This is a genomic window from Streptomyces sp. NPDC001617 (genome assembly GCF_053596855.1).
The window spans coordinates 19299-45367 of sequence record NZ_JBSFHA010000006.1 but is presented as its reverse complement, the minus strand read 5'-3'; the positions used below and the strand labels follow the sequence as shown (position 1 = coordinate 45367).

General features: G+C 71.4%; 24 protein-coding genes. 12 read left to right on the top strand and 12 right to left on the bottom strand.

Annotated elements, in window-relative coordinates:
- The first annotated feature begins 17 nt into the window (after positions 1-17).
- Both ACWC09_RS06760 and ACWC09_RS06755 read left to right on the top strand, forming a co-directional pair.
- Complete coding sequence (locus tag ACWC09_RS06760) at positions 18-2384, top strand: glycosyl hydrolase family 95 catalytic domain-containing protein (protein WP_450849218.1); 2367 nt, start codon at positions 18-20, stop codon at positions 2382-2384.
- On the top strand, positions 2381-3622 hold the full coding sequence (locus tag ACWC09_RS06755; protein ID WP_450849216.1) for an SGNH/GDSL hydrolase family protein: 1242 nt from the start codon (positions 2381-2383) through the stop codon (positions 3620-3622). Before ACWC09_RS06760 ends, ACWC09_RS06755 begins: the two co-directional genes overlap by 4 nt.
- 12 nt (positions 3623-3634) lie before the next feature.
- Here the strand turns inward: ACWC09_RS06755 and ACWC09_RS06750 are convergent, their stop codons facing one another.
- The 5 genes from ACWC09_RS06750 to ACWC09_RS06730 form a co-directional block, all read right to left on the bottom strand.
- Entirely contained in the window at positions 3635-6577 is a 2943-nt protein-coding gene (locus ACWC09_RS06750) for a helix-turn-helix transcriptional regulator (RefSeq protein ID WP_450849214.1), read from the bottom strand.
- Positions 6578-6719: 142 nt separating this feature from the next.
- Positions 6720-7073 carry a UBP-type zinc finger domain-containing protein gene (locus ACWC09_RS06745; protein ID WP_450849212.1) on the bottom strand — a complete coding sequence of 118 codons (354 nt, stop codon included), beginning with the start codon at positions 7071-7073 and terminating at the stop codon, positions 6720-6722.
- Positions 7070-8527 carry an ATP-binding protein gene (locus ACWC09_RS06740; protein WP_450849211.1) on the bottom strand — a complete coding sequence of 486 codons (1458 nt, stop codon included), beginning with the start codon at positions 8525-8527 and terminating at the stop codon, positions 7070-7072. The genes ACWC09_RS06745 and ACWC09_RS06740 overlap by 4 nt, the downstream gene beginning before the upstream one ends.
- Positions 8524-10200, bottom strand: a complete 1677-nt coding sequence (locus tag ACWC09_RS06735; RefSeq protein WP_450849209.1) for an FAD-dependent oxidoreductase — start codon at positions 10198-10200, stop codon at positions 8524-8526. The genes ACWC09_RS06740 and ACWC09_RS06735 overlap by 4 nt, the downstream gene beginning before the upstream one ends.
- Positions 10201-10350: 150 nt before the next feature.
- Entirely contained in the window at positions 10351-10704 is a 354-nt protein-coding gene (locus ACWC09_RS06730; protein ID WP_450849207.1) for a VOC family protein, read from the bottom strand.
- Positions 10705-10760: 56 nt separating this feature from the next.
- Between ACWC09_RS06730 and ACWC09_RS06725 the strand changes: the two genes are divergently transcribed.
- A complete protein-coding gene (locus ACWC09_RS06725) occupies positions 10761-11633 on the top strand; it encodes a universal stress protein (RefSeq protein WP_450849205.1) in 873 nt (290 codons plus the stop codon).
- 1 nt (position 11634) lies between these two features.
- On the opposite strand, the gene ACWC09_RS06720 is transcribed toward ACWC09_RS06725, so the two are convergent.
- The 3 genes from ACWC09_RS06720 to ACWC09_RS06710 form a co-directional block, all read right to left on the bottom strand.
- Positions 11635-12870, bottom strand: a complete 1236-nt coding sequence (locus tag ACWC09_RS06720) for a DUF4032 domain-containing protein (RefSeq protein WP_450849203.1) — start codon at positions 12868-12870, stop codon at positions 11635-11637.
- A gap of 41 nt (positions 12871-12911) precedes the next feature.
- Positions 12912-13658: an MBL fold metallo-hydrolase gene (locus tag ACWC09_RS06715; RefSeq protein ID WP_450849201.1), complete on the bottom strand. Its 747-nt coding sequence runs from the start codon at positions 13656-13658 to the stop codon at positions 12912-12914.
- A 135-nt stretch (positions 13659-13793) separates the two neighbouring features.
- The gene (locus ACWC09_RS06710; protein WP_450849199.1) at positions 13794-14420 is read right to left on the bottom strand and encodes an alpha-ketoglutarate-dependent dioxygenase AlkB; all 627 of its coding nucleotides are present in this window, start codon (positions 14418-14420) and stop codon (positions 13794-13796) included.
- 147 nt (positions 14421-14567) lie between these two features.
- Between ACWC09_RS06710 and ACWC09_RS06705 the strand changes: the two genes are divergently transcribed.
- Together ACWC09_RS06705 and ACWC09_RS06700 are read left to right on the top strand one after the other, a co-directional pair.
- Complete coding sequence (locus tag ACWC09_RS06705; protein ID WP_450849197.1) at positions 14568-15203, top strand: TetR/AcrR family transcriptional regulator; 636 nt, start codon at positions 14568-14570, stop codon at positions 15201-15203.
- Between the two features lie 17 nt (positions 15204-15220).
- The gene (locus ACWC09_RS06700; RefSeq protein WP_450849195.1) at positions 15221-16891 is read left to right on the top strand and encodes an FAD-binding dehydrogenase; all 1671 of its coding nucleotides are present in this window, start codon (positions 15221-15223) and stop codon (positions 16889-16891) included.
- A gap of 4 nt (positions 16892-16895) precedes the next feature.
- Here the strand turns inward: ACWC09_RS06700 and ACWC09_RS06695 are convergent, their stop codons facing one another.
- Positions 16896-17246 (bottom strand): DUF488 domain-containing protein, encoded by a 351-nt coding sequence (locus tag ACWC09_RS06695; protein WP_450849193.1) that lies wholly within the window; start codon positions 17244-17246, stop codon positions 16896-16898.
- A gap of 151 nt (positions 17247-17397) precedes the next feature.
- On the opposite strand from ACWC09_RS06695, the gene ACWC09_RS06690 reads away from it, so the two are divergent.
- From ACWC09_RS06690 to ACWC09_RS06675, 4 genes are read left to right on the top strand one after another with little or no spacing between them, the layout of a single operon-like run.
- Positions 17398-18804: a M1 family metallopeptidase gene (locus tag ACWC09_RS06690; RefSeq protein ID WP_450849191.1), complete on the top strand. Its 1407-nt coding sequence runs from the start codon at positions 17398-17400 to the stop codon at positions 18802-18804.
- Positions 18805-18845: 41 nt separating this feature from the next.
- Positions 18846-19613, top strand: a complete 768-nt coding sequence (locus ACWC09_RS06685) for a L,D-transpeptidase family protein (RefSeq protein WP_450849189.1) — start codon at positions 18846-18848, stop codon at positions 19611-19613.
- An 18-nt stretch (positions 19614-19631) separates the two neighbouring features.
- Positions 19632-20330 carry a response regulator transcription factor gene (locus ACWC09_RS06680; RefSeq protein WP_450849187.1) on the top strand — a complete coding sequence of 233 codons (699 nt, stop codon included), beginning with the start codon at positions 19632-19634 and terminating at the stop codon, positions 20328-20330.
- A complete protein-coding gene (locus ACWC09_RS06675; RefSeq protein ID WP_450849185.1) occupies positions 20327-22144 on the top strand; it encodes a sensor histidine kinase in 1818 nt (605 codons plus the stop codon). Before ACWC09_RS06680 ends, ACWC09_RS06675 begins: the two co-directional genes overlap by 4 nt.
- Positions 22145-22169: 25 nt before the next feature.
- Here the strand turns inward: ACWC09_RS06675 and ACWC09_RS06670 are convergent, their stop codons facing one another.
- Positions 22170-22424, bottom strand: coding sequence for a WhiB family transcriptional regulator (locus ACWC09_RS06670; protein WP_450849183.1), 255 nt, complete (start codon positions 22422-22424; stop codon positions 22170-22172).
- Between the two features lie 109 nt (positions 22425-22533).
- Positions 22534-23748, bottom strand: coding sequence for a saccharopine dehydrogenase family protein (locus ACWC09_RS06665; protein WP_450849182.1), 1215 nt, complete (start codon positions 23746-23748; stop codon positions 22534-22536).
- Positions 23749-23850: 102 nt separating this feature from the next.
- Between ACWC09_RS06665 and ACWC09_RS06660 the strand changes: the two genes are divergently transcribed.
- From ACWC09_RS06660 to ACWC09_RS06650, 3 genes are read left to right on the top strand one after another with little or no spacing between them, the layout of a single operon-like run.
- The gene (locus tag ACWC09_RS06660; protein WP_450849180.1) at positions 23851-24558 is read left to right on the top strand and encodes a TetR/AcrR family transcriptional regulator; all 708 of its coding nucleotides are present in this window, start codon (positions 23851-23853) and stop codon (positions 24556-24558) included.
- 26 nt (positions 24559-24584) lie between these two features.
- Complete coding sequence (locus tag ACWC09_RS06655) at positions 24585-24893, top strand: MBL fold metallo-hydrolase (RefSeq protein WP_450849178.1); 309 nt, start codon at positions 24585-24587, stop codon at positions 24891-24893.
- Entirely contained in the window at positions 24890-25186 is a 297-nt protein-coding gene (locus ACWC09_RS06650; protein ID WP_450849176.1) for a hypothetical protein, read from the top strand. Before ACWC09_RS06655 ends, ACWC09_RS06650 begins: the two co-directional genes overlap by 4 nt.
- Here ACWC09_RS06650 and ACWC09_RS06645 read toward each other — a convergent pair.
- Complete coding sequence (locus ACWC09_RS06645) at positions 25121-26029, bottom strand: LysR family transcriptional regulator ArgP (protein WP_450849174.1); 909 nt, start codon at positions 26027-26029, stop codon at positions 25121-25123. The two genes, ACWC09_RS06650 and ACWC09_RS06645, sit on opposite strands and share 66 nt — an antisense overlap.
- Positions 26030-26069 lie beyond the last annotated feature (40 nt).

Below are 26069 nucleotides of genomic sequence, written 5' to 3'. Positions count from 1 at the left end.
ACCCACCAGGAGCCGCCATGACCCCCGACCACTCCTCCCACCTGCCCAGACGCAAGCTGCTCGCCCTGGCCACGGCCACCGGAGCAGCCCTCGCGACCCTCCCCGCCTTCACCGCGACGGCCGCACCCCGGCGTCCCGCCGGCGCACCGGCATCACCGGCGACTTCACGCCACACCCTGTGGTGGCAGGCCCCCGCCGACGACACCTCGATGATCGAACAGGGCCTTCCCGTCGGCAACGGCCGCCTCGGCGCCCTCGCGAGCAACGACCCCGGCCGTGAACTCCTCCTGCTCACCGACGCCACGATGTGGACCGGCGGCCTCAACGACACCCTCGACGCCGACGGCCAATTCCCCTACGGCCGCGACGACTTCGGCTCCTTCACCCTGCTCGCCCGGCTCACCGTCGACATCCCCGACCACGACCTGGGCTCGGTCTCCGGCTACCGTCGCACCCTCGACCTCGCACAGGGCGTGGTGACGACGTCGTACGTCCGGTCGGGGGTGACGTACCAGCGGCAGATCTTCGCGAGTCGGCCCGATGACGTGATCGTCGTGCACTTCACCCAGAGCGGCGGCGGCCGTTACACCGGCACCGTAGCCCTGGAGGGCACGCACGGGGAGAAAGCCTCGACCTCCTTCGGCGCCGCGTTTCCCAACGGACTGAGGTACGGGGCCGCCGTCACCGCGTACGGCACCGGAGGCCGGGTCGCCGTCAGTGGGTCGCAGGTCGCCTTCTCGGGCTGCAAGGACCTCACCGTCGTCGTCAGCGGAGGCACCGACTACGCACCGGACGCGGCCCAGGGCTATCGCGACCCGTCCCTCGACCCGCAGCGTCTCGCCCGCACCAAGGTCCGCGACGCGGCCGCCCACTCGGCGGACACCCTGCTGCGCACCCATGTCGCCGACCACCGCGCGCTGTTCGGGAAGTTCGACCTGTCGCTCGGCGCGTCCACCGACGAGCAGCGCTCCCTCGACACCTGGGAGCGGATCACGGCCCGCGCCAGGGACGGGGCACCCGACCCCGAACTCGAGGCCACCTATGTGCAGTTCGGCCGCTACCTGATGATCTCCGGTTCACGCGGCAGCCTGCCGCTGGGCCTGCAAGGCCTGTGGCTGGACGGCAACGACCCGGCCTGGATGGGGGATTACCACACCGACATCAACATCCAGATGAACTACTGGATGGCCGACCGGGCGGGCTTGTCCTCCTGTTTCGACGCCTTCACCGACTACTGCGTCGCGCAGGTCCCGTCCTGGACCGACCTGACCCGCCGCCTGTTCGACGATCCGCGCAACCGCTACCGCAACTCCAGCGGGAAGAGCGCCGGTTGGACCGTCGCCATCTCCACCAACCCGTACGGCGGTGGCGGCTGGTGGTGGCATCCGGCGGGCAACGCCTGGCTGTGCAACACCCTCTGGGAGCACTACGAGTTCACACGGTCGCGGTCCCACCTGGAGAAGATCTACCCCCTCCTCAAGGGCGCCTGCGAGTTCTGGGAGGCGCGGCTGCTGACGACCACCCTGCCGGGCACGTCGAAGGAGGTCCTGATCGCCGACAGCGACTGGTCGCCGGAGCAGGGACCGCTCGACGCCAAGGGGATCACCTACGCCCAGGAGCTGGTGTGGGCGCTGTTCGGCAACTACTGCGTCGCAGCGGCCGAGGTGAAGAAGGACGGCGGCTACGCGGACACCGTCGCCGGCCTCCGCAAGCGGCTCTATCTGTCCCAGGTCAGCCCCAAGACCGGCTGGCTGGAGGAGTGGATGTCGCCCGACAACCTGGGCGAGACCACCCACCGCCACCTCTCCCCGCTCATCGGCCTGTTCCCCGGCGACCGCATCCGCCCCGACGGCTCCACCTCGGCCGACATCGTTGCCGGCGCCACCGCCCTGCTCACCGCGCGCGGCATGGAGAGCTTCGGCTGGGCCAACGCCTGGCGCAGCCTGTGCTGGGCCCGCCTCAAGAACGCCGACAACGCCTACCGGCTGATCGTGAACAACCTCCGCCCGTCGACCGACGGCGGCAACGGCACCGCCCCCAACCTCTTCGACATCTACGAACTCGGGCCGGGCAACGGTGTCTTCCAGATCGACGCCAACTTCGGCACCCCGGCGGCCGTCACCGAGATGCTCCTGTACTCCCGCCCCGGCCACCTGGAACTCCTTCCGGCCCTCCCCGACGCATGGGCCGCCTCCGGCTCCCTCACCGGGGCCCCGGCCCGCGGCGGCTTCGTCGTCGACCTGAGCTGGAAGCAGGGGAAGCCGACCGAGGCACGCATCCACAGTGTGGGCGGGCGCACCACGACAGTGGCGTACGGCGGTGCGTCCCGGACCGTGATCGTGGAACCCGGCGGATCGATGATCCTCAAGGACTTCGCGTGGTGAGGGCTCGGTCCGCCCGGGCCGTCCGGCTGGCCGCCCTGCTCGTACTGGTCGGCGCGATCCAGGCGGCGGCACCGGTGCACGCGGCCGATGTGCAACCGGAGTTCGCCGTACGGGGAGCGCCCGTCGACAGGCATGACGTCGTCACCTGGGGGGCGAGCGCCGACCGTATGGGCGCCGCCGTCGCCGACCGCGGCTACCGGCTGGTCGTGCACACCAGCGTCGGCGGCACCGGTCTGCGGATCCGGCTCTCCAACGCCTTCGGGGACCGGCCGGTGACCTTCGACAGCGCGTACGCCGGAATCCAGCGGACCGGCGCCGAACTCGTCCCGGGCAGCAACCGCCGCCTGACCTTCGACGGCGCCCGGTCCGTCACCGTCCCCGCCGGTGCCGTGGCGCTCAGCGATCCCCTGCCCGGCGGACTCCCCGCCGCGACCAATCTGGTGATCAGCATCCACTCACCCGACGCGGCGGGCCCGGCGACCGGCCACTGGATGGCCATGCAGACGTCCTACGCCGCCCAGGGCGACCACACCGCCGAGGACGGCGCCGTCAACTGGACGGAGACCACCGGCTCCTGGACCTACCTCGACGCCGTCTCCGTAAGACCATCCGCGGGCAGCGGTGCCGTCGTCGCCCTCGGCGACTCCATCACCGACGGCTGGCAGTCCACCACCGACCTCAACCGCCGCTGGCCCGACTACCTCGCGCGCCGGCTCCAGAAGGGCGACACGGACGTCAGAGGCGTCGCCGACGAGGGAATCTCCGGCAACAAGGTCCTCGCGGACGGCGCGGGCCAGAGCGCCCTGAACCGCCTGCGGCGTGACGTCCTCTCCCAGCCGGGGGTCCGTACCGTCTTCCTCTTCGAGGGCGTCAACGACCTCAAGGCCCACACCGGGGTCACCGCCCAGGACCTGATCGCCGGCTACCGCGAGATCGCCGCCCGAGTCCACGCGGCGGGCAAGTGCGTCGTCGTCTCCACGGTCGGCCCCTTCAAGGGCTGGCCCGAATGGGATCCGGCCGCCGAGGCGGTACGCCAGGAGGTCAACACCTACCTCCGCGGCAGCGACGACTTCGACGCCGTCACCGACTTCGACCGCATCCTGCGCAGCCCCTACGACCCCGAACGGATCCTGCCCTTCTTCGACGGCGGCGACCATCTGCACCCGAACGACAAGGGCATGGCGGCGATGGCCGACTCCGTCGACCTCAAGAGCCTCGACTGCGACGGACGGAGGTGAGACACGGGCCACTCAGCCCGAGGCCTGGGATCCGGGCGCGATGAGACCCTTCCGGTAGGCGATCGCCACCGCCTCCGTACGGCTCGTCGCGCCCAGCTTGGCCAGGATGTTGGACACATGCACGCTCGCCGTCTTGCCGGTGATGAACAGCTCCTCGCCGATCTGCCGGTTGCTGCGGCCGAGGGCGAGCAACCGCAGCACGTCCTGCTCGCGGGCGGTGAGCGGCGAGGTGCGTGACCCGTCCGAGGGGGCGTCGGCGAGGCGGCCCCGGCGTATCAACCCGTCCAGGCGCTCCAACAGCGGTGCCGCACCGAGCCGCTCGGCCACCGCTCGGGCCTCATGCGCCTGGACGGCCGCCTCCTCCCGGCGCTCGGCCGCCAACAGGGCCTCCACATACCCCACTTGGCAGCGCACCCGCTCGTACACGTCCCCATACCCGAACGCGGCCATCGCCTTCTCCCAGGCCGCCGTGTCCGGCCCGGACAAGACCCGCGCCCACTCCGCCTCGGCGCGGGCCAGCCAGGCCTGTCCCTCGGGGCCCTGGGGCGCGCCGCTCCCATCGCCCCCCGCCGTGTCGCGGGCCAACTCGATCAGCTCGTCGGCGGTGTCCTTCCAGCGCTGCGAACCGTCGCCGCCGAGCGGCAGTTCCACGGCCGCGTCGGCCACCGCCGACAGCGCGAGGGCCGCCAGCCGGACCGAGGCGTAGGGCCGGGCACCCGACTCGTCGGTCAGCGCCTCCACCGAGGCCCGCGTCTGCTGCACGGCCGCCGCAGGATCACCTCGCAGCACGGCCGCCTCGGTCAGCGCGATCCCCGCGACCAGCGTGGCCATCCAGTCGAAGGGCCCCTTCAACAGGGCCTCGGCCCGCTCCACGGCTCCCAGGTCACCGCGCGCCAGCGCCACATACAGAGCCGGCGCCGCCGCGTACCCGCCCGCCGCGGGCAGCACCGCCGCGTCGGCGGCCGCGGCCCGGACGCACTCGTCCCAGTGACCCAGTGTGTACAGCACCAGCAGCTGCAGATACCGGATCTCCAGCGGATACGGCGATGACAGCAGCCCCGCCCGCCGGGCCCGGTCCAGCCCCTCGGCCACCCACGGCAGACATGCCTCCAGGTCGCCGGACTCGAAGCAGCCGACGGCGAGGTTGAACAGGGCGCGCATCTCCACCGGCGCGTTCCCGGCCCGTCGGGCCAGCTCGCGGGCCTCCTTCAGCCGCTCGCGTCCCTCGGGCGTGCGACGGCCGCCGCCCTCCAGGATCGCCAGGGAGATCAGGAGATCGGCCTGCGCGTCCGGCACCCCCAGCTGCTCGGCCACACGCAGCGCCTCGCGGGCGACCCGCACCGCGGTCTCGTTCTCCCCGATGTGCCGGGCCGCCATCACATGGGTGGCCGCCGCCCACACCCAGGTCCGGGTGGGCGGTTCGGCGGGGATCAGCGCGAGGGCCTCGCTGCTGTAGGCGAAGGCGGACGTGAGGTTGTCGACGCTCATCAGATTGCCGGCCAGCGTGTAGCGCACCCGGGCGGCGAGTTCGGAGTCCGCGTCCTGGCCGATGCCCGCGAGCGCGGCCCGGGTGAGCGACACCGCGCGATGCGAGTCACCGGCGTGTGCGGCCGCCGCCGAGGCACGCAGGGTGAGCGTCACCCGGTCGACGCCCTCGCCCGAGGGCCGGGCCGCCGCGTCCACCGAGGCCCACAGGTCGAGCGCGGTCTCCAGATGACGTAGCTCCTCGGCGGGCGCGCCCACCCGCTGTGCGTGACCGGCGGCCTCCAGCGAGGCGGCCAGCGCCTCCGCCAGTTCATGGCTCTCGCGATAGTGATGGGCCCGCTCGGCAGCGGTCTCGCCCGGATGGCCCCGCCCCACGAGCAGCCGGGCGAACGTGCCGTGCAGCCGGGACCGTTCACCCGGCAGCAGATCCGCGTACACCGCCTCCCGGGTCAGGGCGTGCCGGAAGGCGTACGTGTCCCCGCCCCCGGCGACCAGCAGCTGGCGTCCGATCGCCTCGCGCAGCGCCGACTCCAGCTCCTCCTCCGGCAGCCCGACCGCTGCCCGCAGCACCTCGTGCTCGACACGCCGCCCCGCGACGGCGGCGGTGCGCAGCACCTGCTGGGCGGTGTCCGAGAGCTGCTCGACCCGGATGAGCAGCACATCGGCCAACCCGCTCGGTACCCCACCGGCCTCCGCGTCCGTGGCAGCGACCAGCTCCTCCGCGTAGAAGGCGTTGCCCTCGGCCCGCTCGACGATGCGCCGGATCGTGGCATCCGGCAACGGACGATCCTGCACGGCCCGCACCAGCCGGGCGACCTCCCCGTCGGCCAGGGGTCGCAGTTCGAGCCGCTCCACCGCGGGCAGCCGCACCAGCTCGGCCAGCAACGGCCGCAGCGGATGACGCCGGTGCAGGTCGTCCGCCCGATAGGAGGCGAGGACACCGAGACGATGGGTCGGCGCACCGCCCGCCGACCGCTGCAGAATGCCCCGGCTGAGCAGGAACCGCAGCAGATCCCGGGACGACTGGTCCGCCCAGTGCAGGTCCTCCAGGATCAACAGGAGGGGCGAGAGATCGGCGAGCTCGGCCAGCAGCCCGGCCATGCCCTCGAAGAGCTCCAGCCGACCGCCCGCGTCCACCCCTGAACCGAGCAAGCGGCCCACCACGGGATGAGCACCCAGCACCGAAGCGAACCGCTCGTCCCCGGCCAGCACCCCGAGAATCTCCGTGAACGGCAGATACGGCAGTCCCACATCACCGAGATCGACACAGTGCCCGACCACCACGGTCATCCCGGCCCCGACGGCCCGCCCCGCAACCTCCCCCAGCACCCGGGTCTTCCCCACCCCGGCGTCCCCCGCCACGAGCACGGCCCCCGCCTCACCCCGCCGGGCTCGCTCCAGCACATCGAGCAGCCGCCCGACCTCCTCGTCGCGGCCGACCAACGGGCTGTTGAAGACGCTCTCCGTCACACCCCCATCCTGGCACGCACCACTGACAGCGCTTCCAGGTCAAGGCCTCGGGAAACGCCGTCAAGGGGCGCGGGGAACCGCGCGACGAGGCACCGACCACCGGCACCCGCCGCCAAAACAGAACCCCCACCCCCTGGGGCGCTCAAGACCGCAACACCCGAGCCCAATCCTCCGGCACCCGCCCCGCAGGACCCGGCGCCGGCTGATCCGCAGGATGACTCACCGGCGGCGCAAGGTCAGGGCCGGACTCGTACAACTGCGAGCTGCTGAAGTCCCAGAACCACCCCTCACCCGGCTCAAAGCTGCGCATGACCGGATGCCCCGTCTCCCGGAAGTGCGCGGTCGCATGCTTGGACGGCGAGTCGTCACAACACCCGACATGCCCGCACTGAGCACACCGCCGCAGATGAAACCACCACCCACCCACCGCGTCGCACTCCACGCATCCGGTGCCGCTCGGCGGAACGCTCGGATCGATTCCGTCGGCGCTGTTCATACAGACTCCTCGGGTGTCTCGTCGGCGGCGGCCGTGAGCGGAAGCAGGACCTGGAAGCGTGTGTCCCCGGGCTCGGACTCCACCTGAAGCGTGCCGTGGTGCTTGTTGACGACGATCCGCCAGGAGATGTCGAGCCCGAGCCCCGTCCCCTCACCCACCGGCTTGGTGGTGAAGAACGGATCGAAGATACGGCCGCGGATCTCCTTCGGCACCCCGGGCCCGGTGTCCCGGAACTCCACCAGCAACTGCTCGTGCTCCAACGCCGTTCGCACGGTCAACGTGCCTTCCCCGCCCGCACTGTTGATGGCGGAGACCGCGTTGTCGATCAGGTTGGTCCACACCTGGTTGAGCTCCGCCGGGTACGCGGGGATCTTCGGGAGCGTACGGTCGTAGTCCTTGACGACCTTGATGCTCTCCCCGATCTTCCCGGAGAGCATCAGCAAGGTGCTGTCGAGGAGTTCGTGGACGTCGGCGACCTGGTACGGCGCCCGGTCCAGCTGCGAGTACTGCTTGGCGGCGTCGACGAGGTGCGAGATGCGGTCGGTGGAGTCGTTGATCTCGTCCATCAACAGCTCGGTCTCGACGGTGTAGTTGAGCCAGCCGATCGCGTTCGGCAGGATCTCCTCGTCCACGGAGGCCGCGATCTGGTCGAGCCAGTCCACGTCCAGGCCGGCCTGGACGAAGGTCGGTGCGATCCGCCAGCCTTCCTGGATGTCGTGGTCGTCGAGCCAGTCGCCGAGCTCGTCCTCCCGGTCGGAGGCCTCCAGCGGGCTCAACGTGGGTGCTTTGGCGACGCGTTCGGCGGTGCGTTCCTGGATCTCGATGAGGTTCGCCATGACCTCGGGGGCGTAGTTGCCCTGCGCGATGACGGCGAGCTTGTGCCGCATCTTGCCCACGCGCTCGCGCAGGGTCGCGGTGGCCCGGACGGCCGCCGCGGCGGGGTTGTTGAGCTCGTGCGTCAGCCCCGCCGACAACGAGCCGAGGGCCAGCAGCCGTTCGCGCTGTCCGATCGCCCGCTGGGTGCTCTTGGAACCGAAGAAGAGCCCCTCCAGCAGATGGACCGCCATCGGGAACCACTCCTGCATGAAGTCCGAGAACTTCTCGCCGGGCAGCACGAAGAACCGGGTCGGCTCCGTGACCCGCATGGAGTTGTTGTAGACCTGGGGGACCCGGTCCCCGAGGTAGGCCTGCATGGATCCCGCGTACACCCCGCTCTGGGAGGTGCGCGTGACCTCCACGTCGTCGCCGCCGACGCGACGCGACAGGACGACCGTGCCCTCGATCATGACGTAGAAGCAGGTGGCGGGTTCACCCTCGGTGTAGACCGGTCCGGGCTCGAAGAGCTCGACCCGGCCCGCGCTGCACAACTGCCCGAGCTGTACGGGCGACAGCTTCTCGAACAGGAACAGGGCCCCGACCTCCTCGGGGCTGCACGGCATCAACCGGCCGCTCACGACTGCTCCAGATACCGGTGGACGAGCATCACGGCCATGGCTCCCTCTCCGACGGCGGACGCGACGCGCTTGGCGGACTCGGCGCGCGCGTCGCCCGCCACGAACACGCCGGGAATATTGGTCTCCAGGTGGTACGGCGGCCGGTCCAGCTCCCAGTCCGCCGGCGGACGCCCGTCGGCGGTGAGGTCGGGTCCGGCCAGGATGAACCCGTGCTCGTCGCGCAGCACCGTGCCGTCCAGCCAGCCGGTCAGCGGGGCCGCGCCGATGAACACGAACATCCACTGCGCGTCGACGAGTTCGGTCTCGCCGGTCTCCACATCGCGCAGGGTGAGCTGCTCCAGATGGTCCGAGCCGTGCGCCGACTCGACCACGGTACGCGCGCGTACCGAGATGTTCGGCGCCTCGTTGATCTGCTGGATCAGGTAGTACGACATCGAGGCCGACAGGTCCGGTCCGCGCACCAGCAACGTCACGGACTTGGCGCCCCGGGACAGGTACATGGCCGCCTGCCCGGCCGAGTTGGCGCCGCCCACGATGTACACGTCGTGGCCCTGGCAGGAGGCCGCCTCGGTGAGCGCGGAGCCGTAGTACACCCCGCAGCCGGTCAGGTCGTTGCAGCCCGGCGCCTCCAACTGCCGGTAGGACACGCCGGTCGCCAGGATCACGCTGTGCGCGGCGACCGCCGACCCGTCCGAGAACCGCACGGTCCGCGCGGCCCCGTTGACCTCGAGACCGGTGACCTCGCGCGCGGTGAGGATCTCGGCGCCGAACTTCGCCGCCTGCCGCCGCGCCCGGTCGGTGAGCTGGGCGCCGGAGACGCCGTCGGGGAAGCCGAGGTAGTTCTCGATCCGCGAGCTCTGCCCGGCCTGCCCGCCGGTCGCCGACCGCTCCACCAGCACCGTCCGCAGCCCTTCCGAGGCCCCGTACACGGCGGCCCCGAGCCCGGCCGGCCCGCCGCCGATCACGACGAGGTCGTAGAAGTCCGCCGCCGGTGTGGTCGCCAGGCCCACCCGCGCCGCCAGTTCGGGTGCCTCGGGCTCGACGAGCGGATCCCCGTCCGGGGTGATCACCAGCGGCAGCCGCTGCCCGTCCTGCCCGGCGGCGGAGAGCAGCCGCCTGCCCTCCGGCTCGTCGGCCGAGTACCAGCGGTAGGGGACCTGGTTGCGGGCCAGGAACTCCCGTACGTCCGACGACCGCGCCGACCAGCGGTGCCCGACGACCTTGGTGCTGGGTACCGGGCGGAAGTCACTGCACCGCCAGGCCTCCAGGAGGTCGTCCAGGACCGGATAGAGCTTCTCCTCCGGCGGGTCCCAGGGCTTGAGCAGATAGTGGTCGAGGTCGACGACGTTGATCGCGTCGATCGCCGCGCTCGTGTCCGCGTACGCGGTCAGCAGGACCCGCCGGGCGCCCGGATACACGTCCAGCGCCTGTTCCAGGAACTCGATGCCGTTCATCTGCGGCATGCGGTAGTCGGCCAGGATCACGGCCACGAGATCACCGCGCAGCTTCAGCTCGCGCAGCGCGTCCAGCGCGGACTCTCCGGACTCCGCGCGCACGACCCGGTAGGACTCGCCGTAGCGCCGCCGCAGATCACGGGCGACGGCTCGGGAGACTCCCGGGTCGTCGTCCACGGTCATGATGACGGTCCGCGCAGCGTCGGACGCCTGTGCCATGCCTCTCCCACCCCGAGTGGTCGGACCGACGACGCGGAGAGCCCTGTCGCAAAGGCGGTCGCCGCGCCGGCTCCCGCCCATCGTATGTTCGATCGTCCCGCTTCGCTCAGATATGGCGCGGGCAGCCGGATACGGAGCGGGCAGGACCCCTCAGCCGTGCCGCGAGGACAGCACGCAGAACTCGTTCCCCTCCGGATCCTGCAGCACCACCCATGTCTGCTCGCCCTGCCCGACGTCCGCGCGCCGCGCCCCGAGCGCCAGCAGCCGGGCCACCTCCGCGTCCCGGTCGTCGGGACGGAAGTCCAGGTGGAGCCGGTTCTTGACGGTCTTGCCCTCGGGCACCGGCGCGAAGAGCAGCCCCGGCAGCCGGTCCTTCTCGGGCCGGATCTCGTACTCGTCGGCCGAGTCGTTGACGACCACCCAGCCCAGTGCCTCGGCCCACCAGCGTCCCAGGGCGACGGGGTCGGCCGCGTCCACGTTCAGTTGCTCCCATTCCAAGGCCACGGCGTCAGCGTAGTGAAGACTGAAGCGACGTGACCACGACATTTGGAGGCAGTCGGATGACGCGCCCGATCACCGCTGGGGTCGACGGAACCGAGGAGAGCCTGGCCGCACTGGACTGGGCGGCCAGGGAGGCGGTCCGCCGGGGGCTCCCGCTGCGGGTGGTGCAGGCCTGGCGGTTCCAGCCGTACGACGCGATCGACGCCGCCGGTCAGGAGACCCAGGCCGGCTGGGTGCGGGACGCGGTCGCCCAGGCGGCGCAGGCCGTCGCCGCGCGGCACTCCGGTCTGGAGGTGACCACCGAGGTGCTGGAGGGGGAGACGGTCGACGCGCTGGTGGGCGCGGCGGCGGAGGCCGAGCTGCTGGTGCTGGGCTCACGGGGGCACGGGCCGGTCGTCGGGTTCCTGCTCGGGTCGGTCGGGCAGCAGGTCATCGCCGAGGCGACCCGGCCGGTGGTGCTCGTCCGCGCCGGGGACCAGCCCTCGACCGAGGCGGCGGGCCGCGAGATCGTCGTCGGTCAGCAGGGCGAGCCGGACGACAGCGCCGAGACGCTGCGGTTCGCGTTCGAGACGGCGGCCGCCCGAGGGGCGACCGTGCGGGCGGTACGGGCCTGGACGCTGCCGCCGGTGTTCGCGTACAGCCCCGCCTCCATGGAGCTACTCGACGAGGCCGGGGGACTGGAGCCGTACGAGAAGAGGGCCCTCACCGCGGCCCTTCAGCCGTGGCGGGAGCGGTTCCCGGACGTCCCCGTGGTCGAGCACGTGGAGATCGGCAGCGCGGGGCAGGTGCTGCTGGCGGTGGCCGCGCGGGCCCAGCTGATGGTCGTGGGCCGGCGTGCGCACCGTACGGCGGTGGGCGCGCGGATCGGCTCGGTGGCGCACGGGGTCCTGCACCACGCGGAGTGTCCGGTGGCCGTGGTCCCGCACGCCTGAGTCACTCGCCGGTCGTGGGCTGCAGCGTCTCGCGGGCCGTGGGCAGGATGTTCTGGATGTAGTCCTCGACCGCCACGTCCAGGCCTATGTCCTGCTGGGCCCGCTCGGACAGGTACCAGCGGTGCTCCAGCAGCTCGTGGTAGATCTCGGCCGCGTCCATCGTGCCGCGCAGTTCGAGCGGTACGGCCCGCACGGTGGGCCGGAAGACGTCCCGCACCCAGCGGTGGGCCAGCACCTCGGGGCGGGCGGCGAGGGGGTCTCCCGGGGCGTAGTCCTCCTGGGTGGCCATCCAGCTCTCCAGGTCGTTCAGCAGCCGTCGGGCCTGGTTCTCCTCGGTGTCCAGGCCGGTCAGGCGCAGGAGTTGGCGCTGGTGGTGGCCGGCGTCGACGACCTTGGGCACGAAGGTGACCGTGTCGCCGTTCGAGGAGTGCTGGATCTGCATCTCCGCCACGTCGAAGCCGAGGTCGTTCAGGCGGCGGATCCGGCGTTCGATGTAGTGGTACTTGCCCGCCGGGTAGACGGAGGTGCGGGTCAGCTCCTGCCACAGGTCGCCGTAGCGCGCGCAGATCTCCATGCCGAACTCGACCGGGTCCACGGACGGGTGCAGCGCCCCGGACGCCTCCAGGTCCAGCAGCTCGCCGCTGATGTTGACGCGGGCGAGGTCGAGGTCGTACTCCCGCTGCCCGGTGCTGAGTTGGGGGTGCAGATCGCCGGTCTCGGCGTCCACCAGGTAGGCGGCGTAGGCGCCCGCGTCCCGTCTGAACAGGGTGTTGGACAGGGAGCAGTCGCCCCAGGCGAACCCGGCCAGGTGCAGACGCACCAGCAGGACGGCGAGGGCGTCCATGAGGCGGTGCATGGTGGCCGGGCGCATGGTGGTCTCGAACATCGAGCGGTACGGCTGCGATCCGCGCAGATGCCGGGTGATCAGGACCGGCTCCAGTGGGGCGTCCTCGCCGTCGGTGCGGCCGGTGACCACGGCCAGCGGGTCGACCGCGGGGATGCCGAGCCGGTCGAGGTCGCGCAGCAGCTCGTACTCGCGCAGCGCGGGCCGTTCGGCGAGTTCCTTGACGGCGATCACCTCGTCGCCTGCGCGGGCGTAGCGCACGACGTGCCGGGAGATGCCGCGGGGCAGCGGGACCAGGTACTCCTCCGGCCACTCCTCCAGCGGCAGCTGCCACGGCAGTTCCAGCAGGAGCGCGGGGTGCTCCGGGTTGGTCGCGCTGATCTGCAGTGCCATGGCTCGCGTGTCCTTGCCTCGCGGGTGATCGTCACCTCACCTTAAAGGGCGCGCTCCTTGGCCTGAAGTGCCGCCTCACGGACTGGACCGCGGTGCGCGGGACCGTGTCCGGGCAGCAGCAGATCGCCCTCCAGTGCGGCGATCACGTCGAGCGAGGCCACGGCCCGGGCGCGCTCGTGCTGGAACATGTCGGGCAGCAGCTGCGGCCCCTGGATGCGTGAGGTGGGGTGACCGGTTCCGATCGCGTCGCCCGCGATCACCACACCGGCGTCCGGGAGATGGAAGACCACGTGCCCGTCGGTGTGGCCCGGCGTGTGCACCGGCACGGGCCTGCCGGGCAGGTCCAGCGCGCCCGGCACCGGGAACGCCTCGGCAGCGGCGACCGGCACGTCGGCCATACCGCCGACGCGCAGGGTGTGCAGCGCCCAGGGCAGCACCCCCGGCCGCCAGCTGTTGCGCAGCACCTGCCCGACGCTCACCTGCTGCAGGAACTCCCGTCGGGCGTGCGGCACTTCGGCCTCGTGGAGGTAGACGGGCGTGCCGTAGGTGCAGCGCAGGAACTCGGCGGACCCCAGGTGGTCGTTGTGCGCGTGGGTGATCAGCACCGCCGCGACGGCCTCCGGGGAACTGCCCACCGCCGCGAGGGAGGCGAGCAGCTGCTGCCGGTCACCCAGGTAGCCGGTGTCGATGAGGGTGACCTCGTCCCCGTCCGCGAGTATCACCCAGTTCGTGTTGCTGCCGCGCACCAGATGAATACCGTCGGCGACCTGACGTACGTCTGCCTGCATGGCCTCAGCAAAGCAGACGGGGGCGGGACCGGAGGCGTCCGGTCCGCGCCAACCTGGGGCAGGAGGAAGGGCGGCCTCCGGCACCGTCCGCCGGAGGCCGCCCCCGCGTGCATCCGAAGCGGCCGCCTCTCCGCCTCAGTGCACGCCGTGCGGGCGGAACTGGATGCTGATGCGCGGTCCCGAGGCCCTTGTGCTCTTGGGTACGCAGTGCTCCCAGGTCCGCTGGCAGGAGCCGCCCATGACGATCAGGTCCCCGTGCCCCAGCGGCCGGCGCACGGTGTCGCCCCCTCGCATCGGACGCAGCAGCAGGTCACGCGGTGCGCCCACCGAGAGGATCGCGACCATCGTGTCCTCCCGCGCACCGCGCCCGATCCGGTCGCCGTGCCAGGCCACGCTGTCCCGGCCGTCGCGGTAGTAGCACAGGCCCGCCGTGGTGAACGGCTCACCCAGCTCGTCGGCGTAGTGCGCGCTCAACGCCTCCCGCGCCTCGTCCAGCACCGGGTGCGGCAGCGGGTCGTCCGCGCTGTAGAACGCCAGCAGTCGCGGGACGTCCACGACCTGGTCGTACATCGTGCGACGTTCCGCCCGCCATGGCACCTCGGCGGCCAGCTGTTCGAACAGCGTGTCCGAACCGGCCAGCCATCCGGGCAGCACGTCGATCCAGGCGCCGAGCCCGAGCGGCGTCCGGCGGATCCCGTCGAGGGGGCCGAGGCGGAGCCGGTCGGTCTGGTCGAAGAGCGAGCCCTGGAGGTGCGTGGTCATGGATCCAGCGTACTCCTTAATCGAAAATATGTTCCCACTAAATGTCGGGCCGGATGCCGGGCTGGATGTCGGGCAAAGCCTTCGCCGCCTGTGCTTTCGATACATCGACGTATCGGATACATTCCTGTATCCAACGGAGGGACCGGCATGGTGGTCGAGGAGACGGCGCGGCGCGTGACGAAGCGCCGGGTGCGCACGCGGGCGAACCTGCTCGACGCCGCGTTCGCGGTGTTCGCGGCCAAGGGGTTCGGGCGGGTCTCCATCGAGGAGGTCTGCGAGGCCGCCGGGTACAGCAGAGGCGCCTTCTACTCGAACTTCGACAGCCTGGACGAGCTGTTCTTCGCCCTCTACCAGCAGCGCGCCGACCTGATCGCCGAGCAGGTCGCCGGCGCCCTCGCCCTGGACGGCCCCGACCTCGACGTACCCGCGGCTGTCGACCGTGTCACCGAAGTGCTGCTCCTCGACCTGGACTGGCTCCTGGTGAAGACGGACTTCCTGGTGCACGCCGCCCGCGATCCGCAGGTGGCCGAGACCCTGCTGGAGCACCGGGCCCGGCTGCGGCGCGCGATCGCCGACCGGCTGGCCCGCGCACAGGGCTTCCCCCGGCTGCCCGCCGTCCTCGGCGACGTGGAGAGCGCGGCCCATGCCGTGGTCGCCGCCTACGACGGAGTCACCACCCAACTCCTGCTGGACAAGGACGTCGAGCGCGCCCGCGTCTGGCTGAAGCAACTTCTCACCGCGCTGTTGACCGACGGCAGCGGCAACCCCCAACGAGCCCATTGAGAAAGGGAACGGTCGCCATGGATGCGGACGTCATCGTCGTCGGAGCGGGCCTCGCGGGCCTGGTCGCCGCGCACGAACTCACCAGCAGGGGGCGGCGCGTCGCCCTGGTGGACCAGGAGAACGCCGCCAACCTCGGCGGCCAGGCATTCTGGTCGTTCGGCGGACTCTTCCTCGTCGACTCCCCGGAGCAGCGCCGCCTCGGCATCAAGGACTCCTTCGACCTGGCCTGGAGCGACTGGCAGGGCAGCGCGCAGTTCGACCGGACGGACGACGAGGACTCCTGGGCGGTGCGCTGGGCGCGCGCGTACGTCGAGTGGGCGGCGGGGGAGAAGCGGCCCTGGCTGGAGAGTCACGGCATCAAGCTGCTGCCGACCGTCGGCTGGGCCGAGCGCGGCGACCTCCGCGCCGACGGGCACGGCAACTCCGTGCCCCGCTTCCATGTGACCTGGGGGACCGGCACGGGCGTCGTCGAGCCCTTCGTCGACTCCGCCAGGCAGGCCGCGCGCGACGGCCTGCTCACCTTCCACCACCGCCACCAGGTCGACGAGCTCGTCATCGAGGACGGCACCGCCCGCGGGGTGCGCGGCACGGTCCTCGCCGAGGACAACTCGGCCCGCGGTGTCGCCTCCAACCGCGACCGCGTAGGCGACTTCGAACTCACCGCCCAGGCCGTCGTGGTGACCACCGGTGGCATCGGCGCCAACCACGACATCGTCCGCCGCTACTGGCCCGAGCGCCTGGGCACCCCGCCCACCGAGATGGTCACCGGCGTGCCCGCCTATGTCGACGGCCGCATGCTCGACATCAGCGCGGAGGCGGGCGTACGCCTCGTCAACCGCGACCGCATGTGGCACTACACCGAGGGCGTGCAGAACTGGGACCCGATCTGGCCCGGCCACGGCATCCGCATCCTGCCCGGCCCGTCCTCGATGTGGTTCGACGCCCTCGGCCGCCGCCTGCCCGACCCCTGCCTGCCGGGCTACGACACCCTGAGCACCCTCAAGCACCTGCGCACCACCGAGGACATCGCGGGCCACGACCACTCCTGGTTCATCCTCACCCAGAAGATCATCGAGAAGGAGTTCGCGCTGTCGGGCTCCGAGCAGAACCCCGACATCACCGCCAAGGACAAGGCGGCGGTCCTGAAGAACCGCCTCGGCAAGGGCGCCCCGGGCCCGGTGGACGCCTTCCTGCGCAAGGGCGCCGACTTCGTGACCGCGCCGAACCTGGAGCAACTCGTCGCGAAGATGAACGAGCTGACGGACAAGCCGCTGCTCGACGCGGCCGAGCTGCGCCGCCAGATCGAGGCCCGCGATCTGCAGATGGCCAACCCGTACAGCAAGGACTCCCAGGTCCAGGGCATCCGCAACGCCCGCCGCTACATCGGCGACCGTCTCGGCCGCGTCGCCTCCCCGCACCGCATCCTCGACCCGGCCGCCGGCCCCCTGATCGGCGTCAGGCTGCACGTCCTCACCCGCAAGACCCTCGGCGGCATCCAGACCGACCTCGACTCCCGCGCCCTGGGCGCCGACGGCACGCCGATCGACGGTCTGTACGCGGCCGGCGAGGTCGCCGGCTTCGGCGGCGGGGGCGTCCACGGCTACAACGCGCTGGAGGGCACCTTCCTCGGCGGCTGCCTCTTCTCGGGGCGGGCCGCGGGACGGGCGGCGGCGAAGCAGACGCGCTGACGCCTCACGCGTGGAGGAGGCGGGCCAGCACGCTCGCGTGGCTCTCGTCGGGAGTCTTCGACGCCGTCAGCAGCGTGATCGTGCCCTTGCCCGCCAACTCCCTCACATGTTCGAGGAGTTCCGCGGCCTCGGGTTCGGCCAGCTCGGCCTCGTAACGGCTCGCGAACTCCTCGTAGGACCTCTCGCCCGCGTGATACCAGCGGCGCAGCTCGGTCGACGGGGTGAGGGCCTTGGGCCACTCGTCGACGTGCGCCGCGTCCTTGGACAGGCCGCGCGGCCACAGGCGGTCGACCAGGACACGGACGCCGTCCTCCGGCCGGGGCGGGTCATAGACGCGTCGCACGTGAACGCTCACGGTCGTGCCTTTCTCGGGTGGCGGCTGCTGCCGAGGCTAGTGCGCCCATGTGGGGTCACGTTGCGTGACTTGGCCAAAAGGAGGAGGAATCCCAGTCGTTCGGCTCTCTAGCCTGGGGCCGACCGATCAACGCCATCCCCCAGGAGCGCACGTGAGGCAATCCCGCAGACAGGTCGTCAGACACACCACGGTGACCACGACGGTCCCCGTCGCGATCGCGGCACTGCTCGCCGGCGCCGGCACCGCGGTAGCCGCCGACACCGGCGCGCCCGGCGTCGGCGACCCCTACTTCCCGCTCGCGGGCAACGGCGGCTACCACGTCGAGCACTACGACCTGACCCTCCGTTACGACACGGCGAGCCGCCACCTCGACGGCACAGCTGTCCTCACCGCCCGTGCCACCCAGCGGCTGACCCGCTTCGACCTCGACCTCAAGGGCCTGAAGGTCACCGGTCTGACGGTCGACCGCACCAGGGCGGCCTTCCGCCGCGACGGCCAGGAACTCGTCGTCACCCCGCGCCACCCCCTGCGCAAGGGCCAGGAGTTCCGCGTCAAGGTCACCTACAGCGGCACCCCCAAGCAGGTGACCGACCCCGACGGCTCGGCCGACGGCTGGATCAAGACCGACGACGGCGCCTTCGTCGCCGGCGAGCCGCAGGGCGCGATGACCTGGTTCCCGGGGAACAACCACCCCAAGGACAAGTCCTCGTACGACATCACGATCACCGTCCCCAAGGGCCGCACCGCCGTGTCCAACGGGACCCTGCTCTCGCAGCGGACGTCGCACGGGAAGACCACCTTCCACTGGCGCGAGAGCCGGCCCATGGCCACCTACCTCGCCACGGCGACCGTCGGGAAGTTCAAGGTCGAGCGGTACACCACCCGTGACGGCATCCGCGTCTACAACGCCGTCGACCCGCGCGAGGCCTCCGCCGCGGCGCCGGTGCTGAAGAAGCTGCCCTCCGTCCTGGAGTGGGAGAGCAAGCTGTTCGGGCCCTACCCGTACCGCGACGCCGGATCGATCGTCGACAAGGCGCCGGACGTCGGCTTCGCCCTGGAGACCCAGACGCGGCCCCTCTACGACTCGGCGCCCGACCTGAGCACCCTGGTCCACGAGAACGCCCACCAGTGGTTCGGCGACTCCGTCTCCCTGACCACCTGGAAGGACATCTGGCTCAACGAGGGCTTCGCGACCTACGCCGAGTGGCTCTACAGCGAACAGCACGGCGGCGACAGCGCACAGAAGACCTTCGACTCCCTCTACGCCCGCCCCGCGAGCGACGACCTGTGGTCCTTCCCGCCCGGCAACCCCGGCAGCGGCGCGAACCTCTTCGGCACGCCCGTCTACGCCCGCGGCGCCATGGCCCTGCACGAACTCCGCAAGGCCGTCGGCGATCCGACCTTCTTCCGCATCCTGCGGACCTGGGCGGCCGAGCACCGCAACGCACACGGTACGACGGCGCAGTTCGTGCATCTCGCCGAACGGGAGTCCGGAAAGGATCTGAACGGCCTGTTCCAATCCTGGCTCTATCAGCAGGGAAAGCCGAACAAGGCCTAGAACCTGACCGGTTCCTTACATCTCTGCGCCAGGATGCGTTCATGATCACGCGCAGACCCCGTGCCGCCCTGCTCGCCGCGTCCCTGTTGTTCCTGACGGGATGCGGCGGCGGGGCCATGGCGACGCCGGGCCATCCCTCCGGCGGTGACACGACAGGAACGAGCACCTCCGGGGCGGTACCGATCCCCACGCCGACGTCCAGGGCGAGAGCCGAGTCCGCCCCGCTGCAACTGTCCGGCCTGGGACCGAAGACGCTGGCCGAGATACCCGCCGACGCCCGCCAGGCCGTCATCGTCACCGGCAAGGACCAGAACTCCCCGCTGTCCACGCTCGGCCTGTACGAGCGCACCGCCACCGGCTGGCAGGCCGGCGCGAGCTGGCCCGCCCACAACGCCCTCAGGGGCTGGACCGACCACCACACGGCCGGAGACCTGCGCTCGCCGATCGGTGTCTACGGCCTCACCGACGCCGGCGGGCTGCTCGGCGACCCCGGCTCGAAGCTGCCGTACCACCGTTCCTACTCCTTCACCTCGCCCGGCACCGGCTTCGAGGGCGAGTCGCTGGCGGGTGCCTTCGACTATGTCGTCGCCATCAACTACAACCGCAAACCCGGCACTTCACCCCTCGACTGGACCCGCCCGCTCGGGTCGGAGCGCGGCGGTGGCATCTGGATCCACGTGGACCACGGCGGCCCCACCCACGGCTGTGTCAGCATCGCGGAGAAGCACATGAAGGAGCTGCTCCGCGCGCTCGACCCGGAGCTGCACCCCGTCATCGTCATGGGGGACGCCACGTCCCTCGCCCGCTGACCGCTTAGGATCCGCCGAGTGTGCGCACATGTGCTGGTCGCCGAGGACGACGAGATGCAGGCCGAACTCATACGCCGGTCCCTGCTGGCCGAGGGCCACACGGCCACCGTCGTCCACGACGGCGGGGCCGCGCTGGCTGCCGCCCGACGCCTGAGACCCGACCTCGTGGTCCTCGACCTGATGCTCCCCGTGGTCGACGGCTTCGGTGTGTGCCGGGTGCTGCGGAGCGCCGATGAGGAGATCCCGGTGCTGATGCTGACCGCGCGCTCCGACGAGGACGACGTCCTGCTCGGCCTGGAGTTGGGCGCCGACGACTACATGACCAAGCCGTACAGCCCGCGGGAGTTGATGGCCCGTATCCGCACGGTGCTGCGGCGCAGCGGGCGCGCCGTCGGTGTCCGCGAGGACCCGGTCGTACGGGCCGCGGGGCTCGCCGTCGATCCGCAGCGGCACGAGGTGCGCTGTGACGGCGAGCCGGTGGAGTGCACGCCGGCCGAGTTCCAGATCCTGCTGGCCATGGCGGGGGAGCCGGAACGGGTCTTCACCCGACGGCAGTTGCTGGAGGTCACCCGCGGTCTCGACCGGGCCTCCACCGAGCGGGCCGTCGACGTGCACATCATGAACCTGCGCAAGAAGACCGAGGCGAACCCGCGCCGCCCGGTCCGGCTGCTGACCGTGTTCGGGGTGGGCTACAAGCTCAGCGGCGGCCGCCCGTGAAGCGCCGCATCCCGCTGCGCAAACGCCTGCTGGTCCGCCTGCTGTTCGCCTCGGCGCTCATCGCGGTGTGCTCCGTGGCGGCGACGACCTGGCTCGCGGTGGAGACCACCACCCGAGCCCTGCGTGAGGAGCAGGGCCAGGACCTCGCCGACGACATGAAGATCCTCGCCGAACTCAGCGGCTATGCCGCCACCCATCCCCGGTGGACCGGGGTCCAGCCCCTGATTCGCACCCTGTCCGAGCGCACCGGCCGCCGCATCGCCCTGACCACCGCCGACCGCACGCTCATCGCCGACTCGGCCGGCAAGGGCACCGCCCTGCCGATCGGTGCCGCCGCCACCGTCGACCCCCTGCACACCGACACGTACACCGAGACCGGCGCCCAGCTGAGCGGCATCGACCCACGTGCGGTGGGCCCCTATCAGCTCACGGCCGGAGAGCGCTCCGAGCTGGAGGCTGTCGCCAACAAGGAACGGACGTGCTACTCCCGCTTCGGCATCGACACCAAGGTCTCCACGGTCCCCGGCGGCCGACCGGTCATCCTCAACCAGGACGGCACCCAGGCCACCGCCCTCCTCCCCGAGGAATGCGGCTACAACCAACTCGACAACCCCACGCCCACTGAGGAGAAGGCCCTCGCCTCCCTCACCGATGCGGCCCGCGCCTGTCTGAGGCAGCACGGCCAGAGCCCGAACGCGCCCCTGTTCCTCCGGCTCAACCCGAGGGGCAGCAACCCGCTGAGCAGGTACGTCCTCGCCAAGTACGCCGTGGACAACGAGGCGGCCATCAAGACGGCCAAGACCTGCGCCGAAGACGGACTGCGCGCCCAACTCGACCCGTACGTGGCCCCGGTGGCCGAGCTGTTCCTCGGCGGCGACGACACCACCCCGCCCCGCTTCGACATGTCCCCGGCCAACAAGGCCAAGATCGTCGGCGTGGTCGGCCTGGTCCTGGCCGTCACGGTCGCGGTCACCGCCGTGGTCGCGACCCGCCTCGTCAGGCCCCTGCGCGCACTCACCGCGGCGGCTCAACAGCCCCCGGAACTGCACGTCCGGGTCCCGGTCACGACCCGCGACGAGACGGGCATCCTGGCCGAGGCGTTCAACGACCTCACCGAGCGCCGCGAACGCCTGGAGGACCAGCGCAAGGCCATGGTGAGCGACATCGCCCACGAACTGCGCAGCCCGCTCACCAACATCCGCGGCTGGCTGGAGGTCACCCGGGACGGAGTCGTCGACCCCGACCCGGCCCTCCTCTCCTCCCTGCACGAGGAGGCCGTGGTCCTCCAGCGCATCATCGACGACCTCCAGGACCTCGCGGCCGCCGACGCCGGCACCCTGCGCCTGCACCCCGAGCCGGTCCGCGCCGACGAACTCCTCGACCAGGTGGCCGCCGCCCACCACGTCGCGGCCGCCACGGCCGGAGTCACCGTCCACACCAAGGCCGACGACACCACATGGCTGGAAGCGGACCCCGTCCGCCTGCGCCAGGCCCTGGCCAACCTGGTCTCCAACGCCCTGCGCCACACCCCACCCGACGGCACGGTCACCCTCACGGCCCGCCGTGAGGGTGACGAGATCGTCTTCACCGTCACGGACACCGGAAGCGGAATCGCCCCGGAGGACCTGCCCCACGTCTTCGACCGCTTCTGGCGAGCCGAGAAATCCCGCAGCCGCCGGACCGGAGGCAGCGGTCTGGGCCTGTCGATAGTCCGCCACTTGATCGCCGCGCACGGAGGAAGCGTCACAGCAGCAAGCGAACCCGGCACAGGAGCCGAGTTCACTTTGAGGCTGCCGGCCGGTCCTACCCCCTAGGGGCGCGGGGCTCTATCGATTGGCCCTACCCTCGGCGCGCCTCCGCCCGTGCCCGCCGTCGCCGCAACGCCCGCCGTTCCATCTCCCCCATACCACCCCAAACCCCCAGAATCTCCCCATGATCCAGCGCCCACTCCAGACACCGCTCGCGCACGGGACACCGCCCGCACACCGCCTTCGCCTGAACCGTCTGCAGCAACGCGGGGCCTGAGGTGCCGATCGGGAAGAACAGCTCGGGGTCCTCGTAACGGCACGCGGCCTGGTCTCGCCAGTTGTCCATCATCAGTCACCTGCGATCGAAGTCGTACGTGCCCTCGCGAATGGCTTACTCGTTTTCGGGTCACCTGTCGATGCGCGAGTGAAACAGCGAAAGTCGCGAAGAAACGGTGTTATTGCTCCCGCACGCCCCACGGAGAGCCGTACGCGCTCAGCAGATCCAGGAACGGACGGGCAGGAAACGCCTCCGGGCCGAGGACGCCGGAGCCCGACCACGCGCCGGTGGCGAGGAGCTCGAGAGCGACGACCGGGTTGACGGCGGTCTGCCACACCACGGCCTGGCTGCCGTACTCCTTCATGGACCACTGGTTGTCGACCACGTGATACAGGTACACCTCGCGCGCCGCCCCGTCCTTGGTGCCCCGCACCCACGTGCCCGCACAGGTCTTGCCGTGCATCCGCTCGCCCAGCGTCGCCGGGTCGGGCAGACATGCGGCGACGACGTCACGCGGTGAGACAGCCACCGGTCCACCCGCGCTCGGCACGGTCACCGGCGTCGTCCGGTCCAGACCCAGCAGGTGCAGCGTCCTCAGTGTCTCAATGAACTCGCTGCCCAGGCCGTACTTGAAGGTGACCCGACGGGCGTCCACCCAGCGCGGGACGAGGAGCACCTCCTCGTGCTCCACGTTCACGCACTCGACCGGACCGATGCCCTCGGGGAAGTCGAACACCTCCGGCTCGCTGAACGGCTCCGTCGTGAACCAGCCGCGGTCGGCCTCGTAGACGACCGGCGGGTTGAGGCACTCCTCGATCGTCGTCCAGATGCTGAAGGAGGGGGCGAAGTCATAGCCGTCGACGGTGAGGTTCGCCCCGTCGCGCACGCCGATCTCCTCGATCTCGTCGAAGAGCTCGTCGGCGGCGTACCGCGCGAAGACGTCCGACAGGCCCGGTTCCACGCCCATGCCGACGAGGGCCAGCGCGCCCGCCTTCTCCCACTCCTCGGCCTGCGCGAACTGGTCGTCGCCGAGCTTGACCCCGCACTCGGCATACGGGCGCTCGGCGTGCGGGTGGGACAGCGACATCGCCATGTCGACGTAGCCGGCGTCGGCCGCCCGTGCCGCCCGGAACAGGGGCATGACGAAGCGGGGGTCGGTGGCGTTGAGGAGCACGTCGCAGTCGTGCCGGCGCAGCAGCGCCGTCACCGCGGCCTCGTCGCTCGCGTCCACGCGCTCGGCGCTGAAGCGGGCGTCGTCGACGGCCGCGACCGCCGCCTCGGCCCGCGCCGGGTCGTAGTCGGCGACCACCATCGCGTCGAAGAAGGAACGCCGGGCCGCGATCCGGGTGACGGCGGTGCCGACTCCGCCGGCGCCCACGAGCAGTACACGCATGACAGATCTCCCTGTCCTTGAGGAGTGATGACGAGGGGCCCTGCCGCAGATACAACGCCGCCGGTTCACGTAAGGTCAATGGCGTTGGCATAAGGAGTCGCCGTGCCCAAGCCCGTCGTGCCCGAGGAGAAGCGGCGCCGGCGCCGTCCCACCAAGAGCGGCACGGTGCTCTCCGAGCGGCTGATCGTCGAGACCGCGCTGCGGATGCTGCGCGAGCACGGCAGCGCCGGCCTCACCGCCCGCCGCCTCGGCCTCGCCCTGGACGCCGACCCGAGCACGCTCTACCGCTACTTCCGCGGCATGGACGACCTGACGCTCGCCATCGGCGACGCCCTCATCGGCCAGGCCCTCGACGGCTGGCGGCCGACGGGGGAGTGGCGGGCCGACCTGCGCACCGTCGGCCTGCGCATCCACGCGGTGTACGTCGGCCACCCGCAGGCGGCCGTGCTGACCACGAGCCGTGTCACCGGCCGGGCCAATGAACTGGCCGCCGACGAGGCCGTGTTGGACGTGCTGCGCACCGCCGGCTTCCCGCTCCCGGACACCGTGCGCATCTACCACGCCTTCATCGACCAGACCCTGGCCTTCGCCGCCCTCGACGCCGCTTCCCTGGCCCTGCCGAGCGCCGCCCTGCACGCCGACGAGGACATGTGGCGCTCCACGTACGCCCGTCTGCCCCGCACCACCCACCCCCGCATCGCCGAGGCCGCACCCCTGCTGGCCACCCGCATGGTCGACAGCGCCTATCCGACGGCCCTGGAGATGCTGCTGGACAGCGCCGCCGCGCAGCTGCGGACCCTGAGTTCCTGACGCTCCAGGCAGCGGGCCCGCCGCCCTTGCCGCGCCTGGTCCCGTCGGACCGGACCCGTCGCCCGCAGGTCGTCCCCGACCGGCTCGTCGGCCGGCCCGAGACACTGACCGTCGGCGGCACGCGGTTCGACCTCATTCCCATCGCCGGGGGCGGGACCAGCGACGGTCTCCTTGTCCATCTCCCCGACCAGGACGTCGTGTTCACCGGGGACATGTGCATGACCTACCTCGGCGCGCCGTTCTTCCCGGAAGGATCGGCCGAGGGCCTCTTCGGCGCACTGCGGACCGTCCAGGACCTCGATCCCCGCCTGCTGATCCACGGCCACATCCCGTGACGGAGAACCTCACCGCCGAGTCCCTGCCCGGCCTGTCGGCCGCCCTGCGCGAACACCCCGCCGCGGTCCTGTCCTACCTGGTCATGCGCGACGGCTTCGTCCGGCGCGTGCACGACCAGGGAACCGGCTACCGGAGGACGGACGGGGAGGGTGTCGACCCCCTCGCCCCGGCGCAGTGGGCCGCCGCACTCGACCTGTTGGGCGGCGGGGAGGCGGAGGCCTTCTGCTCAGTCGCGCAGTGCCTCGGCGGCCGCCTTCACGACCACCTCGGCCACCGCCGCGAGCGCCGGTGAGTCCAGCTTCCACTGCTGCCAGTACAGCGGGACGTCGACCGCATGGTCCGGCGCGAAGTTCACCAGCCGCCCGGCCCGCAGCAGCGGCTCGGCCTGCACCTCCGGCACCACACCCCAGCCGAACCCCGCGGCCACCGCCTCCACGAACCCCTCCGAGGTCGGCACGAAGTGCCGTACCGGACTCGCACCGCCCGCGCCGCGCCGCAGCCGGCGCACGAACGCGTCCTGCAGGTCGTCGCTGCGGTCGAAGGTCACCGTGGGCGCGACGGCGAGTACGTCCCGCAGCGGCCCGTCGAGGTGCTCGCGGGCGAAGTCCGGGTCGGCCACCGGGACATAGCGCATCCGGCCCAGCGCGCGCACGGAACACCCCGTGACCGGTTCGGGCGAGGAGGTCACCGCGGCCATCACCAGCCCCTCCCGCAGCAGCGACGCCGTCCGGGTCTCGTCCTCGCGACGCAGCTCGAAACAGAGCCGGGGCTCGTGCCGCACCCGGGTGAGCGCCGGGAGGAACCAGGTGGCCAGGGAGTCGGAGTTGACCGCGATCGACACGCGCGTCGGCTCCCCTGCCCCGCTCATGCCCAGCTCGGCGCGCGCGTCGCGCTCCAGCCGGGCCAGCTGGCGGGCGAACCGCACCACGACCTCGCCCGACTCCGTCGGCCGCACCGGTTTCGTGCGCATCAGCAGCACCCGGCCCGTGCGCTGCTCCAGCGCCTTCACCCGCTGACTGACCGCCGACGGCGTCACATGCAGCGCGGCGGCCGCCGCGTCGAACGTGCCCTCGTCCACCACCGCGAGCAGCGTCCGCACCTGGTCCAGGGGAAGCTCGGTCAGCTCGGACTTCATATCCGCTAATGATACGTAAGAATCTTTAGCTGTACGGGCA

What these genes read in the sequence shown, in the direction of transcription:
- ACWC09_RS06760 (WP_450849218.1), top strand. Translation starts at nt 18, where the DNA reads ATGACCCCCGACCACTCCTCCCACCTGCCCAGACGCAAGCTGCTCGCC.
- ACWC09_RS06745 (WP_450849212.1), bottom strand. Translation starts at nt 7,073, where the DNA reads ATGAACAGCGCCGACGGAATCGATCCGAGCGTTCCGCCGAGCGGCACC.
- ACWC09_RS06735 (WP_450849209.1), bottom strand. Translation starts at nt 10,200, where the DNA reads ATGGCACAGGCGTCCGACGCTGCGCGGACCGTCATCATGACCGTGGAC.
- ACWC09_RS06725 (WP_450849205.1), top strand. Translation starts at nt 10,761, where the DNA reads ATGACGCGCCCGATCACCGCTGGGGTCGACGGAACCGAGGAGAGCCTG.
- ACWC09_RS06720 (WP_450849203.1), bottom strand. Translation starts at nt 12,870, where the DNA reads ATGGCACTGCAGATCAGCGCGACCAACCCGGAGCACCCCGCGCTCCTG.
- ACWC09_RS06715 (WP_450849201.1), bottom strand. Translation starts at nt 13,658, where the DNA reads ATGCAGGCAGACGTACGTCAGGTCGCCGACGGTATTCATCTGGTGCGC.
- ACWC09_RS06710 (WP_450849199.1), bottom strand. Translation starts at nt 14,420, where the DNA reads ATGACCACGCACCTCCAGGGCTCGCTCTTCGACCAGACCGACCGGCTC.
- ACWC09_RS06705 (WP_450849197.1), top strand. Translation starts at nt 14,568, where the DNA reads ATGGTGGTCGAGGAGACGGCGCGGCGCGTGACGAAGCGCCGGGTGCGC.
- ACWC09_RS06700 (WP_450849195.1), top strand. Translation starts at nt 15,221, where the DNA reads ATGGATGCGGACGTCATCGTCGTCGGAGCGGGCCTCGCGGGCCTGGTC.
- ACWC09_RS06685 (WP_450849189.1), top strand. Translation starts at nt 18,846, where the DNA reads ATGATCACGCGCAGACCCCGTGCCGCCCTGCTCGCCGCGTCCCTGTTG.
- ACWC09_RS06670 (WP_450849183.1), bottom strand. Translation starts at nt 22,424, where the DNA reads ATGGACAACTGGCGAGACCAGGCCGCGTGCCGTTACGAGGACCCCGAG.
- ACWC09_RS06665 (WP_450849182.1), bottom strand. Translation starts at nt 23,748, where the DNA reads ATGCGTGTACTGCTCGTGGGCGCCGGCGGAGTCGGCACCGCCGTCACC.
- ACWC09_RS06645 (WP_450849174.1), bottom strand. Translation starts at nt 26,029, where the DNA reads ATGAAGTCCGAGCTGACCGAGCTTCCCCTGGACCAGGTGCGGACGCTG.